Genomic DNA, 18724 nt, shown 5'->3' on the forward strand with positions numbered 1-18724 from the left:
CCAGCAATCAGCGACGGGTCAGGTTCATTTTGGCGCGGCCTTCGGCAGGGGTGAGTACCCGTGCGCCGAGGCGGCTTAGAATCTCGCTGGCGCGCTCGACCAACTGGCCATTGCTGGCCAGCACGCCCTTGTCCAGGTACAGGTTGTCTTCCAGGCCGACCCGCACGTTGCCGCCCAGCAGCACCGCTTGTGCGGCCATCGGCATCTGCATGCGGCCGATGCCGAAGCCGGCCCAGGTCACGCCCGCTGGCAGGTTGTCGACCATGGCTTTCATGGTGGTGGTATCGGCCGGGGCGCCCCAGGGAATGCCCAGGCACAGCTGGAACAATGGGTCGTCGAGCAGGCCTTCCTTGATCATCTGTTTGGCAAACCACAGGTGACCGGTGTCGAAGATTTCCAGCTCGGCTTTGACCCCGAGTTCAGTGATGCGCTTGGCGCCAGCGCGTAGTTGCGCCGGGGTCGAGACGTAGATGCTGTTGCCGTCACCGAAGTTGAGGGTGCCGCAGTCCAGGGTGCAGATTTCCGGCAGCAGCGCCTCGACGTGGGCCAGGCGCTCCAGCGGGCCGATCAGGTCGGTGCCGGTACCAAATTCCAGTGGGGTCTCGCCCGGGCCGATCTCCAGGTCGCCGCCCATGCCGGCGGTGAGGTTGACGATGATGTCGACGTCCGCTTCGCGGATGCGCTCCATCACTTCCCGGTACAAGGCGACGTCGCGGCTGAAGCGGCCGGTTTGTGGATCACGGACGTGACAGTGGACGACTGTTGCGCCGGCTTTGGCGGCCTCTACCGCGGCTTCGGCGATCTGTTTCGGGGTCACCGGGACCAGGTGGCTCTTGCTGGCGGTGTCGCCGGCGCCGGTCAGGGCGCAGGTGATGATGACGTCGTGGTTCATGTGCGGTTTCCTTCGGGCGAGTTGGGGCCGTCGCGGGGTAAGCCCGCTCCCACAGATGACCATTTCCTCTGTGGGAGCGGGCATGCCCCGCGATGGGGGTTGTCAGTTAGCGGTCAGTTGCAGGTTTTCGGCGGCCGGCCTGCCGTCAAACGTGGTCACCCCTTCAAGCCAGCGTTTCTGGTCTTGTGGATGATCCTTGAGCCACTGGCGGGCGGACTCCAGCGCGTCCTTGTGGTCAAGCAGCGGTTGCATCATGCGGCTCTCGTCTTCGGCGCTGAAGGTCAGGTTGCTCAGCAGCTGGTTGACGTTCGGGCAGCGCTCGGCGTAATCCGGGGCGGTAACGGTCCACACCGAGGCGCGGCCTTCGTCCGGGCCCAGGGCGCCCTCGCTGCCGCCGAGGTAGGCCATGTCGATGTTGACGTTCATCGGGTGCGGCGCCCAACCGAAGAACACCACCGCCTCCTTGCGCCGCACAGCGCGGTCGACGGCAGCGAGCATGCCGGCCTCGCTGGATTCGACCAACTGGAACTTGCCCAGGCCGAACTGGTTCTTGCTGATCATCGCCTTGATCTGGGTGTTGGCGCCGGAGCCTGGCTCGATGCCGTAGATCTTGCCGCCAAGCTCCTTCTCGAACTTGGCGATGTCAGCAAAGGTTTTCAGGCCCTTGTCGGCCAGGTACTTGGGCACGGCGAGGGTCGCGCGGGCGTCGTCGAGGCTCGGCTGGTCGAGGACCTTGACCTGTTTGGCGTCGATGAACGGGGTGATGGTCTGGGTCATGATCGGGTTCCAGTAGCCGAGGAACATGTCCAGGCGCTGGTCGCGGATACCGGCGAAAATGATCTGTTGCGAGGCACTGGTCTGCTTGGTCTTGTAGCCCAGGCCATCGAGCAGGACCTGGGTCATGGCGCTGGTGGCCATCACATCGGTCCAGTTCACCACGCCAAGGCGCACGTTCTTGCAGGCCGCCGGTTCTGCGGCGATTACGTTGGTGCTGAGGATTGCGGTACCGACGAGCATCAGCAGGCTACGGCTGATCATTCTGTTCATGGTGGCTCCTCCAACGGCAGTTCTAATTGTTATAGGGGGCGGCCTCTGCGTGCCGTGTGATCAAACTACGCGGGTACCCTGGGCAAAAATCGCACTGTGGCGACCGGCACTTGCACAGTGGCGACCAGCGCGCTATTAACCCTGCATCCGTGGCCGTCGAGTTGTCGCTATGCCCCAGGATTTCTATTTCTTGCTGTTGCCCGGTTTCTCCGCCATTGGCTTCATTTCCGCGGTAGAGCCGTTGCGGGTGGCCAACCGCTTTCGCGGCGAGTTGTACCGCTGGCAGGTGCTGAGTATGGATGGCGGTGCGGTGCCGGCCAGCAACGGCATGTCGGTGAATGCCGACGCCGCGCTGCAGCCGCTGGGCAAAGGCGCGACCCTGCTGGTGGTGGCCGGTTTCGAGCCACTGCGCAGCTTCGGCCCGGTCCTGCAGCACTGGTTGCGCAAGCTCGATCACGAGGGCGTGGTGTTGGGTGGCATCGACACCGGCACCGTGGTGCTGGCCGAGGCTGGGCTGCTCGACGGCCACCGGGTGACCCTGCACTGGGAAGCGCTGGAAGCCTTCAAGGAAAGTTACCCGCAGTTGCAGGCAACCCAGGAGCTGTTCGAAGTAGATCGCCGACGTATCACTTCGGCGGGTGGTACTGCGTCGATCGACCTGATGCTCGACCTGATCGCCCAGGCCCACGGCCCGGAGCTGGCGATCCAGGTGTCGGAGCAGTTCGTGCTCGGCCGTATCCGCCCGCGCCAGGATCACCAGCGCATGCAGATCGCCTCACGCTATGGGATCAGTAACAAGAAACTGGTGCAGGTGATCGGCGAGATGGAGCGCAACACCGAGCAACCGCTCAATACCCTGGTGCTGGCCGAGTCGGTGCAGATCACCCGGCGCCAACTGGAGCGGTTGTTTCGCCTGTACCTGCACGACACCCCCAGTGGTTTCTACCTGCGCCTGCGCCTGGACAAGGCCCGGCAACTGCTGCGCCAGACCGACCTCAGCGTACTGGAGGTGAGCATCGCCTGCGGGTTCGAGTCATCGTCCTACTTCACCCGCTGCTACCGCGCGCGCTTTAACAGCTGCCCGCGCGATGATCGCGTCCAGGTTACCGCCAAACCCGCACTCAGCGTGCCTTGAGCAGCACCGCGCAGGCGCACTTGTAGGCTTCGTGCTGGTACTTGTTGAGCCCGGCGGGCAGCTCGATGGCGTGCTTCTTGGCCTGGGCGCTGACGGTTTGCGGCGACAGCAGCTGTACTTCGCAGCCGTCGAGCAACTGCAGGATGCCTTCGATCTTGAAGGTGGTCGGGCCGCCGGCGAATTCGCCTTTCTTGCTGCGCTTCTTGATCGCCAGGTGGGTAATGGCGTTGTCACTGAAGAATTGCCGCGCCTGGCGGGCGAAGGCCTTGACGTTGTCCGCCAGGTCATCGTCTTCCAGGGCGATCTTCTTGGTACCCAGGGCCAGGTGCGCCGGGGCGCCAGCTTCGAGGGTGGCGACCGCGAGCAGGGCTTCGCTGCCCTTGATTTCGATTCCGCAGACTTTCATTCATACCTCAGGACAGGGGTTATTGCAGGCCGAGCGATTGCAGGTACTCCGAGCGATCGTCGCTGCGCTGGGCCAGGCAGGTGTTCTGCGCGGTTTCGAAGGCTTTGCTGCCGGGCTTGACGTCAAAGGTCTCGACCTTGCAATCGGCATCGCGCAGTTGCTTCCAGATGGCTTCGGCGTCACGCAGGCGCTTGCTCAGGTCGGCAACCTTGGCGTCCTGGCCTTCGTACTGCTCGCCGATGCGTTGCAGCAGGTCATCGAAAGCGGCATTGAGTTCGCGTTCAGCGGTGGTGCGGCTGTATTGAGCGCATTCATAGCTTTGCTGGTCGGTTTCGACGTTGTCGCACGGGGTGCTTTCGTCGTCCTCGGCATAGGCGCCGAATGCCAGCAATACCAGGGCCAGCCCTACCATCGTTCTCATCTGCGACATCCTCCGGAAGCTTCGCGAACATGGGCGCCGATTCTCGCTCAGCGCCGCAGCAAAGAACAGGGTAGCCGTTGCACCTGTGAAAAAGCGTGCAGGCTGAGTGAACACTTATTCACAGACGTTTCATAAAGGCGCACATAAACTCGGCGTTTTGTCATTTATCCAGACTACCCTGTGGAAAAGCCATGGAAAGCCCCGGACTGATCAAGGTACTGCTGGTCGAGGATGACCTGAAACTGGCTGGCCTGGTTGCGCACTTTCTGGCCGAACACGGCTTCGAGGTGCACTGCGTGCATCGTGGAGACCAGGCACTGGAGGCCTTTGTGCATTTCAAGCCCGCACTGGTGGTGCTCGACCTGATGCTTCCGGGCCTGAGCGGCCTGCAGGTGTGCCGGGCGATTCGCAGCCAGGCGGCCACCCCGATCGTGATCCTGACTGCCCGCGAGGACGACCTGGACCATATCCTTGGCCTTGAGTCCGGTGCCGATGACTATGTGATCAAGCCTATCAAGCCACCGGTGCTACTGGCGCGCCTGCGCGCCCTGCAGCGCCGCCAGGGCAGCGAGCCGCTTGGGCGCGACAGCTTGCGCTTCGGGAACTTGAGCATCGACCGGGCCAGTCGCGAAGCGCATCTGGGTGACGAACCGATCGAGTTGAGCACCATGGAGTTCGAACTGCTCTGGCTGCTGGCAAGTGCCGCCGGGCAGACCCTGTCGCGCGATGACATCCTCAATCGCCTGCGCGGCATTGCCTTTGACGGCTTCAACCGTAGCGTCGATGTCTATGTCAGCAAGCTGCGCGGCAAATTGCGCGACAACCCCCGCGAGCCGGTGTGCATCAAGACGGTGTGGGGCAAGGGTTACCTGTTCAATCCTTTTGCCTGGAAGCTGTAGATGCTGCGGTTGTTTCTCGGCTTGTTCATCACCCTGGTCATAGCCTTCGCCCTGGCAGTGCCGTCGATCAACACGTTTTTCGACTGGTACCTGAAAACCAGCGACGATGTTTACTATCGCGAGTCGATGCGCGGGCCGGCCTACAGCCTGGTGGAGCAACTGCGGCCATTGCCTGCTGCACAACGTCCGCAGCGCCTGAATGAGCTGCAGCCTCACTACGGGATGACTCTCAAGTTGGTCGAGGCCAGCCAGTTGCAACTGGGCCGGCAAGATCAGGCGTTACTGGCCGACGGGCAGATGCTGATTTCCGATGATGTCAGCCGCTTCATCATTCCCATCGATGATGGCAGCCAGTTGTTGAGCGTCAGTTTGCCGCCCGATTTACGCATGACCACAGCCTTTACCGTCAGTGCCTACGCCATGTTCGCCAGCTTGCTCGGCATTGCCGTGTTCTGCTGGGTCTGGCCGCACTGGCGCGACCTTGAGCGCTTGCGCCTGGCGGCCCAGCGTTTTGGTGACAATGACTTGTGTTCGCGCATCCATTTGTCGCGGCGCTCGAACATTCGTGAGCTGGCCGAGCATTTCAACCAGATGGCCGGGCGTATCGAAGGCCTGATCGCCAACCAGCGCGAGCTGACCAATGCCGTTTCCCATGAGCTGCGTACGCCGATTGCGCGGCTGACCTTCGAACTGGAACAGTTGCGCCGCCTGGCCGACCAGAGCGCCTGTGGCCCGCTGATCGACGATATGCATGCCGACCTGGGCGACCTGGAGGAGATGGTCTCCGAGCTGTTGACCTACGCCAGCCTTGAGCATGGTGCAGCGCAGATCAAACGCGAAACCATCCAGGCCGCCGACTGGATCGACAGCGTGCTTGGCAGCGTCGCCCTGGAAGCGGAAGCCGCTGGTGTAGCGCTGACGCTGAGTGTCTGTACGGTTGAAAACATTCGCATCGAGCCGCGGTTCATGGCACGGGCGGTGATCAACCTGCTGCGTAATGCCATCCGCTACGCCGAGCGTGAAGTGCGGGTGAGCCTGGTACGCGAAGGCGACCTGTATCAGGTGTTTGTCGAAGACGACGGCCCGGGCGTGCCCTTGGTCGCCCGGGAGAAGATCTTCGAGCCGTTTACCCGCCTGGACACCAGCCGCGATCGCCGCACCGGTGGCTACGGTCTTGGCCTGGCGCTGGTCCGGCGAGTGTCGCAGTGGCACGAGGGCCACGCTCAAGTACGTGACTGCGCCGGTGGCGGCGCCCTGTTCGTGTTGAGCTGGCCGCACAACGAAGCCTGAGGTTCAGAGCCGCAGCGGCGGCAAGCTCGGCTGACAGTCGCGCGGGCAAGCCAGCTGGCTACCGTGGGCCTGCAGCATCAGGCGCAGGGCCTGGGTGGCCAGGTCGCTGACCAGCGCTTCGGCGGTATCGGCATTGGCCATCACCACCACTGCCAGTTTCGGCTCGGGCAGCACGCTCAGTTGCGCAGCAAAATCTCCGGTCGAACCGCTGTGTTGCCATTGCTGCAGTTGCGGCCCTATACGTGGATCACCGCAAGGGCCCAGGTACCAGGCCAGGCCAATCGGGCAATCGACGTCCGGCCCATTAGCGCGATTGTGCTGGCGGAACATCTGTTCGATCGACTGGCGATTGAGCACTTGCCGACCGTCGAAGCGCCCCTGGGCGAACAGCATTTGCACGAACTGGCCGACATCCCGAGGCGTGGTCCATAAGCCGCTAGCCGGCAGGTCGCTAATTTCCGGGTCCTTACTGCGCTGGCCCTGCAGGTAGCCGCGGGCGCGGTAGGGCTGCAGGCTGCTGGTGCCGATAAAACTTGAGTGCGCCATGCCCAGGGGTTTCAACAAGTGCTGCTGCAGGCGGGTTTCGAAGGGTTGCCCGCTGCTGCGCTCGATGGCGGCGCCGAGCAGGGTGAAGCCCAGGTTGGAATAGGCCATCTGCATGCCGGGGGGATGGTTAAGCCACAGCTCGCCGGCTTTTTGCGGCAGGTGCGTCAATGGATCAGCGCTGTGCAGGTTCGGCAAAAATTCGCTGGGTAGCCCAGCCTGGTGGCTGAGCAAACGGCGCAGGGTGATAGCCCGGTCAGCACTGCGGGCATCGGCATGAAAGCGCGAACGCACGCGAAACTCCGGCAGGGTCTGCGACAGCGGGGCATCCAGGTTCAGGCGCTGTTGTTCGACCAGTTGCAAAGTGGCGCTGGCGGTGAACAGCGTAGACAGCGAGCCGGCGCGGAACGCCGTGGCGGGGGTCACGGGTATTTGCAGCGCCTCGTTAGCCAGGCCGAAACCTTCGGCCCAGACCAGCGTCTGGCCGTCGATCAGCGCCAGGGACAGGCCCGGCACATGGTTCTTGCGCATCTGCTCGGGGATGCTCTGGCGCAACTGTTCGATCACCGCTTGATAGTCACCCTGGCGGATCGGCGGCAGGCTTGCGGGTGCCCGTTCGCTGCAGCCGGAGTTGACGAGCAGCAGGCTGAACAGAAAGGCAAGGCGAAGCATGGGGCACCTGGGCGCAATTGGGAGCAGTTCATGCTAGGGCAGAGGCGGTCGGCAATCTTTGAGCGGATTGTCGGAAAACTGTTAAAGACTGTGGCGCAGGCGGTCAAAGCAGCCCTTTGTCGCTCTTTGACGCTTTCGGCAATTCCCCTGTCGTTTTTGCATCTGGGCGACATTGCCCCTAGGCATATGCTGGCCCCAAAGCGCCGGCAGACGATTCGGCGCAGGTTTTACCAATAAAGGGGACAGCCTGATGAGCCCAGCCGAATTACACGCAGACAGCATCGTTATCGACGGGCTGATCATTGCCAAATGGAACCGCGAGCTGTTCGAGGACATGCGCAAGGGCGGCCTGACTGCGGCCAACTGCACGGTGTCGGTCTGGGAAGGCTTCCAGGCCACGGTCAACAACATTGCCGCCAGCCAGAAGCTGATCCGCGAGAACAGCGACCTGGTGATGCCGGTACGCACCACTGCCGACATTCGCAAGGCCAAGGAAGTGGGCAAGACCGGCATCCTCTTCGGCTTCCAGAACGCCCATGCTTTCGAAGACCAGATCGGCTATGTCGAGGTGTTCAAGCAGCTGGGCGTAGGCATCGTGCAGATGTGCTACAACACCCAGAACCTGGTCGGCACCGGTTGCTACGAGCGTGACGGCGGGCTGTCGGGCTTTGGCCGCGAGATCGTCGCCGAGATGAACCGCGTCGGGGTCATGTGCGACCTGTCCCATGTCGGTTCCAAGACCTCCGAAGAAGTCATCCTCGAATCGAAAAAACCGGTGTGCTACTCCCACTGCCTGCCTTCCGGGCTCAAGGAGCACCCGCGCAACAAATCCGATGAAGAGCTCAAATTCATTGCCGACCACGGCGGTTTCGTCGGCGTGACCATGTTCGCGCCGTTCCTGGCCAAGGGCATCGATTCGACCATCGATGACTACGCCGAAGCCATCGAATACACCATGAACATCGTTGGTGAAGACTCTATCGGTATCGGTACCGACTTCACCCAGGGCCACGGCCAGGATTTCTTCGAATACCTGACCCACGACAAGGGCTACGCCCGGCGTCTGACCAACTTCGGCAAGATCATCAACCCGCTGGGCATCCGCACCGTGGGCGAGTTCCCCAACCTCACCGAGACCCTGCTCAAGCGCGGCCATTCCGAGCGCGTGGTGCGCAAGATCATGGGCGAGAACTGGGTCAACGTGCTCAAGGATGTCTGGGGCGAATAAGCCGCCAGTAACCGTCTTCCGACCCCTGCCACAGGCGCAGGGGCAGCCAACCAAAATTTCTGGAGTTGAGTTTCCATGGCCAAGATCGCCCCGCAATTGCCTATCGAAGTCGACAGCGAAACCGGTGTCTGGACCAGCGATGCCCTGCCGATGCTGTACGTGCCACGGCATTTCTTCGTCAACAACCACATGGGGATCGAGGAAGTGCTGGGCGCCGACGCCTATGCCGAGATCCTCTACAAGGCCGGCTACAAGTCCGCCTGGCACTGGTGCGAGAAAGAAGCCGAATGCCATGGCCTGGAAGGCGTGGCGGTGTTCGAGCACTACATGAAGCGCCTGTCCCAGCGCGGCTGGGGCCTGTTCAAGATCCAGGACATCGACCTCGACAAGGGCACCGCCAGCGTCAAGCTCGAGCATTCGGCGTTCGTCTATGTGTACGGCAAGGTCGGGCGCAAGGTCGATTACATGTTTACCGGCTGGTTCGCCGGGGCCATGGACCAGATCCTGGCGGCCCGCGGCAGCACCATTCGCACGGTCGCCGAGCAGGTCTACGGCGGTTCGGAAGAAGGCCACGACGACGGCCTGTTCATCGTCAAGCCGTTGTAAGTCGAGGATCCCGCCATGGCTTTCGAAGCAATGTTCCAGCCGATCCAGATCGGCAAACTGACCATCCGCAACCGGGTACTGAGCACCGCGCACGCCGAGGTCTACGCCACCGACGGCGGCATGACCACCGAGCGCTACGTGAAGTACTACGAAGAGAAAGCCAAGGGCGGCATCGGCCTGGCCATTTGCGGTGGCTCCTCGGTGGTGGCGATCGACAGCCCGCAGGAATGGTGGGCCTCGGTGAACCTCTCGACCGACCGCATCATCCCGCACTTTCAGAACCTGGCTGATGCCATGCACAAGCATGGCGCCAAGATCATGATCCAGATTACCCACATGGGCCGCCGCTCGCGCTGGGATGGCTTCAACTGGCCAACCCTGATGTCGCCATCGGGGGTGCGCGAGCCGGTGCACCGTGCCACCTGCAAGACCATCGAGCCGGAGGAAATCTGGCGGGTAATCGGCAACTACGCGCAAGCCGCGCGTCGGGCCAAGGAAGGCGGCCTGGACGGCGTCGAGCTGTCGGCGGTGCACCAGCACATGATCGACCAGTTCTGGAGCCCGCGGGTCAACAAGCGTACCGACGAATGGGGCGGTACCTTTGAAGGCCGGATGAAATTCGGCCTGGAAGTGCTCAAGGCCGTGCGTGCCGAAGTGGGCCCGGATTTTTGCGTGGGCATGCGTATCTGCGGTGACGAATTCCACCCCGATGGCCTCAGCCACGAGGACATGAAAGAAATCGCCAAGTACTACGACGCCACCGGCATGCTGGATTTCTTCGGCGTGATCGGTTCGGGCTGCGACACCCACAACACCCTGGCCAACGTTATCCCCAACATGAGCTTCCCGCCCGAGCCGTTCCTGCACCTGGCGGCCGGCATCAAGGAAGTGGTCAAGGTTCCGGTGCTGCACGCGCAGAACATCAAGGACCCCAACCAGGCCACGCGCATCCTCGAAGGCGGCTATGTCGACATGGTCGGCATGACCCGCGCGCACATCGCCGACCCGCACCTGATCGCCAAGATCAAGATGGGCCAGATCGACCAGATCAAGCAGTGCGTCGGTGCCAACTACTGCATCGACCGCCAGTACCAGGGCCTGGATGTGCTGTGCATCCAGAACGCGGCAACCTCCCGTGAATACATGGGCGTGCCGCACATCATCGAGAAAAGCACCGGGCCCAAGCGCAAGGTGGTGGTGGTCGGCGCCGGGCCTGCGGGGATGGAAGCCGCTCGCGTGGCGGCCGAACGCGGCCATGACGTCACCCTGTTCGAGAAGAAAGACGCCATCGGCGGGCAGATCAGCATCGCTGCCAAGGCGCCGCAACGCGACCAGATCGCCGGTATCACCCGCTGGTATCAGCTGGAGCTGGCGCGCCTGAAGGTCGACCTGCGCCTGGGCACTGCGGCCGATATCGAGACCATCCAGGACCTGCGTGCGGACATTATCGTGCTGGCGGTGGGCGGCCATCCCTACATCGAGCAGAACGAACACTGGGGCGCCGCCGAAGGGCTGGTGGTCAGCAGCTGGGACGTGCTCGACGGCAAGGTGGCGCCGGGCAAGAACGTGCTGGTGTACGACACCATCTGCGAATTCACCGGCATGTCGGTGGCCGACTACATCGCCGACAAAGGCAGCCAGGTGGAGATCGTCACCGACGACATCAAGCCGGGCGTGGCCATCGGTGGCACGTCGTTCCCGACCTACTACCGCAGCATGTACCCCAAGGAAGTGATCATGACCGGCGACCTGATGCTGGAAAAGGTCTACCGCGAGGGCGACAAGCTGGTGGCGGTGCTGGAGAACGAATACACCGGCGCCAAAGAGGAGCGGGTGGTCGACCAGGTGGTGATCGAGAACGGCGTGCGGCCGGACGAGGCGCTGTACTACGGGCTCAAGGAAGGTTCGCGGAACAAGGGCCAGATCGATATCGAAGCCCTGTTCGCGATCAAGCCGCAGCCGATCCTCAGCCAACCGGGCGAAGGCTACCTGCTGTACCGCATCGGTGACTGCGTGGCGCAGCGCAATACACACGCGGCCATCTACGACGCCTTGCGCCTGTGCAAGGATTTCTGATCGACCGGCAACTGAATGCTGGTGTGTTACTACCCCTGTGGGAGCCGGCGTTGCCGGCGATGGGATCGACGCCGTGTCTGTTGTTGCGCGGTGTCTGCATCGCTGGCAAGGCCAGCTCCCACAGTGATCCCCTGGCAAGGCACTGAAGTGTCTTTTGGGAGTTTCCCATGTTGAACACCCTTATCCCCATCCTCCTGTTCGCCGCCCTGGGCCTTGCCGTCCTTGGCGCGCTGCGGCGCGTGCGGATGTGGCGCCAGGGTCGGCCGTCGAAGGTCGATCTGCTGGGCGGCCTGCTGGCCATGCCACGGCGCTATATGGTCGACCTGCACCACGTGGTCGCCCGCGACAAGTACATGGCCAACACCCACGTGGCCACGGCTGGCGGCTTCGTCCTGGCAGCGGTGCTGGCGATCCTGGTGCATGGCTTTGGCCTGCATAACAAGATTCTTGGCTATGCCTTGCTGTTCGCCACCGTACTGATGTTTGCCGGTGCGCTGTTCGTCTACAAACGTCGCCTCAACCCGCCTTCACGGTTGTCGAAGGGCCCGTGGATGCGCCTGCCGAAAAGCCTGCTGGTGTTTGCCGTGAGCTTCTTCATCGCCACCTTGCCGGTGGCCGGGATTCTCCCTGAGGGCTTCGGCGGCTGGCTGCTGGTGGCGTTGCTGGGTATTGGTGTGCTGTGGGGCGTGTCCGAGCTGTTCTTCGGCATGACCTGGGGCGGGCCGATGAAGCACGCCTTCGCCGGTGCCCTGCACCTGGCCTGGCACCGGCGCGCCGAGCGCTTTGGCGGTGGTCGCTCGACCGGGCTCAAGCCCATCGATCTGGAAGATCCACAAGCCCTGCTCGGCGTGGAAAAGCCCAAGGACTTCACCTGGAACCAGCTGCTCGGTTTCGATGCCTGCGTGCAGTGCGGCAAATGTGAAGCGGTGTGCCCGGCGTTTGCCGCAGGCCAGCCGCTGAACCCGAAAAAACTTATCCAGGACATGGTCGTCGGCCTGGCCGGCGGCACCGATGCCAAGTTCGCTGGCAGCCCGTACCCTGGCAAACCGATCGGCGAGCATGGCGGCAACCCGCACCAGCCCATCGTCAACGGCCTGGTCGACGCCGAGACCCTGTGGTCGTGCACCACCTGCCGCGCCTGCGTCGAGGAGTGCCCGATGATGATCGAGCACGTCGATGCCATCGTCGACATGCGCCGTCACCTGACCCTGGAAAAAGGCGCGACGCCGAACAAGGGCGCCGAGGTGCTGGACAACCTGATCGCCACCGACAACCCCGGCGGTTTTGCTCCGGGCGGGCGGATGAACTGGGCGGCGGACCTCAACCTCAACCTGCTCGGCGACATCAAGACCGCCGAGGTGCTGTTCTGGGTCGGCGACGGTGCGTTTGACATGCGTAACCAGCGCACCCTGCGGGCGTTTGTCAAAGTGCTGAAAGCCGCGCAAGTGGACTTTGCCGTGCTCGGCCTGGAAGAGCGCGACAGCGGTGACGTGGCCCGGCGCCTGGGCGATGAAGCGACCTTCCAGCAACTGGCCAGGCGCAACATCCAGACCATGGCCAAGTACAACTTCAAGCGCATCGTTACCTGCGACCCGCACAGCTTCCATGTGCTCAAGAACGAGTACGGTGCCTTCGGCGGCAACTACCTGGTGCAGCACCACAGCACCTACATCGCCGAACTGATCGCCGCTGGCGCGCTCAACCTCGGCCAGCACAAGGGCGGCAGCGTGACCTATCACGACCCGTGCTACCTGGGTCGTTACAACGGCGAGTACGAGGCGCCGCGTGAAGTGCTGCGCGCCCTCGGTATCGAGGTCAAGGAGATGCAGCGTTCGGGCTTCCGCTCGCGCTGCTGCGGCGGTGGCGGCGGTGCGCCGATTACCGATATTCCTGGCAAGCAACGGATCCCCGACATGCGCATGGACGACATCCGCGAAACCGCTGCCGAGCTGGTGGCCGTGGGTTGTCCACAGTGCACGGCGATGCTCGAAGGCGTGGTCGAACCGCGTCCGCTGATCAAGGACCTGGCGGAGCTGGTCGCCGACGCCATTCTCGAAGAACCGGCCCAGGCGAGCAAACCCGCCCCGGCAAAGCGTGAACCTGCGGAGGTGCACTGATGAGCGACATTATTCGCCGTGATCCGCGCGCCGAGTGGATCGCCCGCAACCGCCTGCACCCGCTGCACGCGGCCATGCAGCAGGGCCAACAGCACAGCTGGATGGGGCCCAACGGCATCATCCGCAAGAACCCCCATGGGGTCGGCTTCATCGGCCCCAACGGCATCAAGCGCATCGACCGCAGCGGCGCCCAGCAGGGCGGCAGCAGCAAGCGCACGGCAGCAGCGGCGGTGCAATTGCCGCTGCACCAGGTGGCGCAGCCGGCGTTCTACATCGCCGTGGTCCCGGACATGGTCGGCGGCCGCCTGGGCAGCCACGACCGCGACCTGCTGGGCCTGGCCCACAGCCTGGCCGGCAGCGACGGCGCAGTGCTGGCGGTGGTGTTTGGCGAACACAAGGAAAGCAACTTTTCCACAGCCGGCGTCGATCGCCTGCTGGTGATCGAAGGCGACGAGTTCGCAGGTTATGCGCCGGAGCAACTGGTGCAGGGGCTGCGCGCTGTGGATAACCAGTACAGCCCACGCCATTGGCTGCTGCCGGACAGTCGTACCGGTGGCGGCGAGCTGGGCCGGCGCTTTGCCGCGGCCATTGGCGAACGCCCGGCTACGCGCGTCTGGCAGGTCAAGGACGGGCAATGCAGCGGCCGCGCCGGCGCTGGCCAGCAGGACCTGATCCGCGGCCTGCCACGGTTGATCCTGGCGGCTGCCGAATGCGCGGAACCGGTCAGCGAAACTCGCCACGAAGCCTTGCCGGTGCAGTTATCCACAAGCGCTGTGCGCAGCTTGTCGCGAATTGAAGACCTCGGCCCTGTGGCCGTCGACCCGGCCGCCATTGCCATGGCCGAGGCCGAGTTCATCGTCTCGGGCGGCAACGGCGTCAAGGACTGGGACCTGTTCCACCGCGCCACCGTTGCGCTGGGCGCTACCGAAGGCGCTTCGCGGGTGGCCGTGGACGACGGCTTCATGCCGCGCAATCGCCAGGTCGGTGCTACCGGTACCTGGGTGACCGCGCGGGTTTATGTGGCTGTGGGTATTTCCGGGGCGATCCAGCACCTACAGGGCATCGGGGCCTGCGACAAGGTGGTGGCGATCAACATGGACCCGGGCTGCGACATGATCAAGCGTGCCGACCTGTCGGTGATCGGCGACAGCGCGGCGATTCTCCAGGCGCTGATCGAGGCTGTGGAAAACTACCGCAACGACGCCAAGCGCGATGCGGCCTAAGGGCAGGGGATAACTATGCACACCAAGGTCATCAGTCTGGTTTCAATCGGTGCCCACCCCAGCTCCGGCCGCAGCCGCCGCGCCGAACAGGACGCCCGGGCGGTGGAACTGGGCCTGCAGCTGGCTGGGGATAACTTGCAGGTGCTGCATGCCGGCGACCCGCAGGAGCCGGCCTTGCGCGCCTACCTGGGCATGGGCCTGGAACACATTGACGTGCTGGAACAACCGCAAGGCGCCGATGCCCTGGGCGTACTGGGCGACTATCTGCGCGACGCCGGTGCGCAACTGGTACTTACCGGTAGCCAGGCGGAAACCGGCGAAGGCTCAGGGATGCTGCCATTCCTGCTGGCCGAGCGTCTGGGCTGGCCGCTGGTGGTGGGCCTTGCCGAAGTGGAGTCTATCCACAACGGCGTGGCCCAGGTCCTGCAGGCCCTGCCACGGGGCCAGCGGCGCCGCTTGAAGGTGCGCCTGCCGTTGCTCGCCACTGTGGATAACGCCGCGGCCAAGCCGCGCCAGAGCGCGTTTGGCCCGGCGCGGCGTGGGGTATTGGCCGCGCGCCAGGTGGCAATCATCGAAGACGAGTTATTCACAAGTGCCGAACTGCAACCGGCCAAGCCACGGCCCAAGCGCCTCAAAGTGATCAAGGCCAAGAGCGGCGCCGACCGCATGAAAGCCGCCACCGCCAAGGCCAGTGGCGGCGGTGGGCAAGTACTCAAGGACGTCAGCCCTCAGGACGGTGCACAAGCCATCCTCAAGCTGCTGGTGGAAGAGGGTGTGCTGCGCTGACAGTTGCTCACAAAGTCTGTTGGCCGATCTGTGGATAAAGTGTTTGTGCATGGCTGGAGGGCACGCATTGCGTGCCCTTCGGCGTTATGGTCAAAAAATGATCAGGCTAAGTTGCGGATTTTTCGAGGTTTTCTTCCCTGGCCGGCGATGAGTTTGCCCACAATCGCTGTTGGCGGGTCTGTGGATAATATGTTCGCCCATGGCTGAGAGGCCCGTGGGGCAAGGGCTGCGCACGGTTGATCAAAAAACACTCAATTGTGTCATTTTTACTTGTACAGGCCCAGTGTTTCGGCTTCTCGAAGCGTTATCCACAAGGGTTTTTCGGGGCTTGGACTTTTGCACACAAAGTCTGTTGGCGTCTCTGTGGATAAGGTGTTCGCCTTCCGCTGTGAGCCTTGTATTTAAAGGCGCGCAGAGAATTGATCAAATATTGACCAATAAAATTTAGCGGGAAAAACAACGACTTGCCCACATTAGCTGTGGGCTGTCCTGTGGATAAAGTGTTTGCTGTGTTGACGGGCCCAGTGGGGCCGGGGGATTGCGGTAGGTGGTCAAATTTTGTACAGGCTGGTACGGCCCCATCGCTGGCAAGGCCAGCTCCCACAGGGTTTGCAGGTATACACACCACCTGTGGGAGCCGGCCTTGCCGGCGATGGGCCGCAAAGCGGCCCCGCTTTACTGCGCAGCCACACCCTTGAGGTAAGGCGCCGGTGCCGCCCCCAGGTTGCTCAGCATCCGCTCGCTGTACCAATCGACAAAGTTCACCACCCCAAACTCGTAGGTCTTCGAATAAGGCCCCGGCTGGTACGCTGTCGAGTTGATCCCGCGCTGGTTCTCTTCCGCCAGGCGCCGGTCCTGGTCGTTGGTGGCATCCCACACCTGGCGCATGCGCGCCGGGTCGTAGTCGACACCTTCAACCGCATCCTTGTGCACCAGCCACTTGGTCGTGACCATGGTCTCTTGCGCACTGATTGGCCACACGGTGAAGACGATGATGTGATCGCCCATGCAGTGGTTCCAGGAGTGCGGCAGGTGCAGGATGCGCATCGAGCCCAGGTCCGGGTTCTTGATCCGGCCCATGAGCTTCTGGCAGCCCTGCTTGCCGTCCAGGGTCATCGACACCGTGCCCTTGAGCAGCGGCATGCGCACGATGCGGTTGCGCAGGCCGAAACTGGCGTGGGCGTAGGGGATCTTCTCGGCGTCCCAGGCGGCGGCCGAGGCGGCGACGTGGTCCTTGAACGCCTGGTCGGCGCGCGGGTCGGTGACGTCGTCCCACTCCAGGAGGGTTTTCAGCAATTCAGGGTGCGAACCGCTGCAGTGGTAGCACTCGCGGTTGTTTTCCAGCACCAGCTTCCAGTTTGCCTTTTCCATCAAGGTGGTTTGCACCGCCACCTTGGTGTTCTCCATATCGTAGGGTTCCATGTAGTGGGTCAGGGTGGCGAGGAAGTCATCGATGGCTGGCGGGTTCTCGGCCAGGCTGATGAAGATGTAGCCACCGGCGGTCTTCACGTTCACAGGCTTGAGCCCGTACTGCTTCATGTCGAAGTCGGCGCCCATCTCGGTACCGGCGAACAGCAGGCGCCCGTCCAGCTCGTAGGTCCACTGGTGGTAATGGCAGACCAGCTTGGCGACCTTGCCCTTGTCGCTGGTGCACAGGCGGGAACCGCGATGGCGGCAGACGTTGTGGAAGGCATGCACCTGGCCTTCGGCACCGCGCACCACCAGGATCGGGTTCTTGCCGATCTGCAGGGTGATGAAGTTGCCCTTGGTCGGGATTTCGCAGGTCATCCCGGCGATCAGCCATTCCTTCTGGAAAATTTCTTCCATGTCGATCTGGAACAGGCGCTCGTCGCAGTAGAACGGCTGTGGCAGCGAGAAGGTCCGCTCGCGGCTCTGCAGCATCTCGGCGGTGGCCTTGCGTGCAGGTTCCAGTGGATCGCCCAGACTCAAAGTTGCGGTGACGTCCATCGTGTAGGTCCTCATGGCCAGTGCTTGTGGCCGGTGAAAGTGGCTAATCGTTGTTATGGCGACGCAAGGCACAAATACAGCAGGATCATTTGCGATGGAGTGTGCGTTCGAAGAGCGCTTGAACCATATCCATGGGCGACATGATCAGATCCGTTTCCGACGCGCCAGCCCCTGTAGCCGGGGGCTGGTCGCGATAAGCACGCCAATGTCGCGGATGGGTAAGTGTTGCCTGCGCGGCTTAAGCAGAATCGCAGCCATCAGGCCGCAGTCGGCCGTGGAGACGAGCATGTCCAACAGCTTCCTCAATCCGGTCAGCACCCAGACCTGGGCCAACGGCCGCCACATCGTCCGTTGCGTCAAGGTGATCCAGGAAACCTGGGATGTGCGCACCTTCTGCTTCATGGCCGACCAGCCGATCATGTTCTTCTTCAAGCCCGGGCAGTTCGTCACCCTGGAGCTGGAGATCGACGGCGAGCCGATCATGCGCTCCTACACCATCTCCAGCTCTCCGTCGGTGCCCTACAGCTTCTCGGTGACCATCAAGCGCGTGCCCGGCGGCAAGGTCTCCAACTGGCTGCACGACACCCTGCACGAAGGCCAGGAGCTGGCGGTGCACGGCCCGGTGGGGCTGTTCAACGCCATGGATTTCCCCAGCCCCAAGGTGCTGTACCTGAGTGGCGGTGTCGGTATCACCCCGGTGATGTCCATGGCCCGCTGGTTCTACGACACCAACGGCAATGTCGACATGGTCTTCGTCCACAGTGCGCGCTCACCGAAAGACATCATCTATCACCGCGAGTTGGAGCACATGGCCTCGCGGATCGACAACTTCAGCCTGCACATCATTTGCGAGAAGCATGGCCTGGGCGAGCCCTGGGCGGGCTACCGCGGCTACCTGAACCAGAAGCTGATGGAGTTGATCGCCCCCGACTACATGGAGCGGGAGATCTTCTGCTGCGGCCCGACGCCGTACATGAACGCGGTCAAGCGCCTGCTGGAAAGCAGCGACTACGACATGAGCCGCTACCATGAGGAGTCGTTCGGCGCGACCCCGGCCGAGGTCAAGGCCGATGCTGTGGAACACGCCGAACAGGCCGCCGAAGCCGCCGAGGTGGACGCCGGCGACCTGCACCAGGTGGAATTCACCGCTACCGGCAAGAGTATCCGCGTGGCCCCGGGCGAGACTGTGCACGCGGCGGCGGCCAAGCTCGGGCTGATGATCCCCAAGGCTTGTGGCATGGGCATCTGCGGCACCTGCAAGGTGCTCAAGCTGGGCGGGGAAGTGGAGATGGAGCACAACGGCGGCATCACCGAAGAAGATGAGGCCGAGGGGTATATCCTCTCGTGCTGCAGTGTGCCGAAAGGTGATGTACGGATTGAGTACTGAGTAGCGGCTGATCGCGGGGCAAGTCGAG

Annotated in this window: 16 protein-coding genes; 10 read left to right on the top strand and 6 right to left on the bottom strand. The window is 63.0% G+C overall.

Annotation, left to right across the window (positions count from 1 at the left end; genetic code table 11):
* Nucleotides 1-7: 7 nt before the first annotated feature.
* A complete protein-coding gene (locus ABM562_RS15135; RefSeq protein ID WP_115084922.1) occupies nucleotides 8-892 on the bottom strand; it encodes a beta-keto acid cleavage family enzyme in 885 nt (294 codons plus the stop codon).
* Nucleotides 893-994: 102 nt separating this feature from the next.
* Entirely contained in the window at nucleotides 995-1939 is a 945-nt protein-coding gene (gene choX, locus ABM562_RS15140) for a choline ABC transporter substrate-binding protein (protein ID WP_115084923.1), read from the bottom strand.
* Between the two features lie 169 nt (nucleotides 1940-2108).
* On the opposite strand from choX, the gene ABM562_RS15145 reads away from it, so the two are divergent.
* Complete coding sequence (locus tag ABM562_RS15145) at nucleotides 2109-3074, top strand: GlxA family transcriptional regulator (RefSeq protein ID WP_115084924.1); 966 nt, start codon at nucleotides 2109-2111, stop codon at nucleotides 3072-3074.
* On the opposite strand, the gene ABM562_RS15150 is transcribed toward ABM562_RS15145, so the two are convergent.
* Both ABM562_RS15150 and ABM562_RS15155 read right to left on the bottom strand, forming a co-directional pair.
* Nucleotides 3061-3480 (bottom strand): DUF3010 family protein, encoded by a 420-nt coding sequence (locus ABM562_RS15150; RefSeq protein ID WP_115084925.1) that lies wholly within the window; start codon nucleotides 3478-3480, stop codon nucleotides 3061-3063. The two genes, ABM562_RS15145 and ABM562_RS15150, sit on opposite strands and share 14 nt — an antisense overlap.
* Before the next feature lie 19 nt (nucleotides 3481-3499).
* Nucleotides 3500-3901 (bottom strand): lysozyme inhibitor LprI family protein, encoded by a 402-nt coding sequence (locus ABM562_RS15155; RefSeq protein ID WP_115084926.1) that lies wholly within the window; start codon nucleotides 3899-3901, stop codon nucleotides 3500-3502.
* 191 nt (nucleotides 3902-4092) lie between these two features.
* Here ABM562_RS15155 and ABM562_RS15160 point away from each other — a divergent pair, with 191 nt between their 5' ends.
* A complete protein-coding gene (locus ABM562_RS15160) occupies nucleotides 4093-4800 on the top strand; it encodes a winged helix-turn-helix domain-containing protein (protein WP_460422492.1) in 708 nt (235 codons plus the stop codon).
* Nucleotides 4801-6090 (top strand): ATP-binding protein, encoded by a 1290-nt coding sequence (locus tag ABM562_RS15165; RefSeq protein WP_460422494.1) that lies wholly within the window; start codon nucleotides 4801-4803, stop codon nucleotides 6088-6090. It begins immediately after the preceding gene.
* A 3-nt stretch (nucleotides 6091-6093) separates the two neighbouring features.
* Here the strand turns inward: ABM562_RS15165 and ABM562_RS15170 are convergent, their stop codons facing one another.
* Nucleotides 6094-7305 carry a serine hydrolase domain-containing protein gene (locus ABM562_RS15170; protein WP_460422496.1) on the bottom strand — a complete coding sequence of 404 codons (1212 nt, stop codon included), beginning with the start codon at nucleotides 7303-7305 and terminating at the stop codon, nucleotides 6094-6096.
* A gap of 250 nt (nucleotides 7306-7555) precedes the next feature.
* Here ABM562_RS15170 and ABM562_RS15175 point away from each other — a divergent pair, with 250 nt between their 5' ends.
* The 6 genes from ABM562_RS15175 to etfB all read left to right on the top strand — a co-directional run bounded on the left by ABM562_RS15175 (nucleotide 7556) and on the right by etfB (nucleotide 15341).
* Entirely contained in the window at nucleotides 7556-8533 is a 978-nt protein-coding gene (locus tag ABM562_RS15175) for a dipeptidase (RefSeq protein WP_254282549.1), read from the top strand.
* 75 nt (nucleotides 8534-8608) lie between these two features.
* Nucleotides 8609-9139, top strand: a complete 531-nt coding sequence (locus ABM562_RS15180; protein WP_134061231.1) for a DUF5943 domain-containing protein — start codon at nucleotides 8609-8611, stop codon at nucleotides 9137-9139.
* 15 nt (nucleotides 9140-9154) lie between these two features.
* Nucleotides 9155-11215 (top strand): dimethylglycine demethylation protein DgcA, encoded by a 2061-nt coding sequence (dgcA, locus tag ABM562_RS15185; protein ID WP_134061232.1) that lies wholly within the window; start codon nucleotides 9155-9157, stop codon nucleotides 11213-11215.
* A gap of 167 nt (nucleotides 11216-11382) precedes the next feature.
* A complete protein-coding gene (dgcB, locus tag ABM562_RS15190; protein WP_460422499.1) occupies nucleotides 11383-13332 on the top strand; it encodes a dimethylglycine demethylation protein DgcB in 1950 nt (649 codons plus the stop codon).
* Nucleotides 13332-14555: an electron transfer flavoprotein subunit alpha gene (etfA, locus tag ABM562_RS15195; protein WP_258578506.1), complete on the top strand. Its 1224-nt coding sequence runs from the start codon at nucleotides 13332-13334 to the stop codon at nucleotides 14553-14555. Before dgcB ends, etfA begins: the two co-directional genes overlap by 1 nt.
* A 15-nt stretch (nucleotides 14556-14570) precedes the next feature.
* Nucleotides 14571-15341 carry an electron transfer flavoprotein subunit beta gene (gene etfB, locus ABM562_RS15200; RefSeq protein WP_346617730.1) on the top strand — a complete coding sequence of 257 codons (771 nt, stop codon included), beginning with the start codon at nucleotides 14571-14573 and terminating at the stop codon, nucleotides 15339-15341.
* Nucleotides 15342-16016: 675 nt separating this feature from the next.
* Here the strand turns inward: etfB and gbcA are convergent.
* Complete coding sequence (gene gbcA, locus ABM562_RS15205) at nucleotides 16017-17309, bottom strand: glycine-betaine demethylase subunit GbcA (protein WP_115084934.1); 1293 nt, start codon at nucleotides 17307-17309, stop codon at nucleotides 16017-16019.
* Nucleotides 17310-17595: 286 nt separating this feature from the next.
* Between gbcA and gbcB the strand changes: the two genes are divergently transcribed.
* On the top strand, nucleotides 17596-18696 hold the full coding sequence (gene gbcB, locus ABM562_RS15210; protein ID WP_460422502.1) for a glycine-betaine demethylase subunit GbcB: 1101 nt from the start codon (nucleotides 17596-17598) through the stop codon (nucleotides 18694-18696).
* Nucleotides 18697-18724 lie beyond the last annotated feature (28 nt).

The organism is Pseudomonas sp. ZL2, assembly GCF_054788455.1.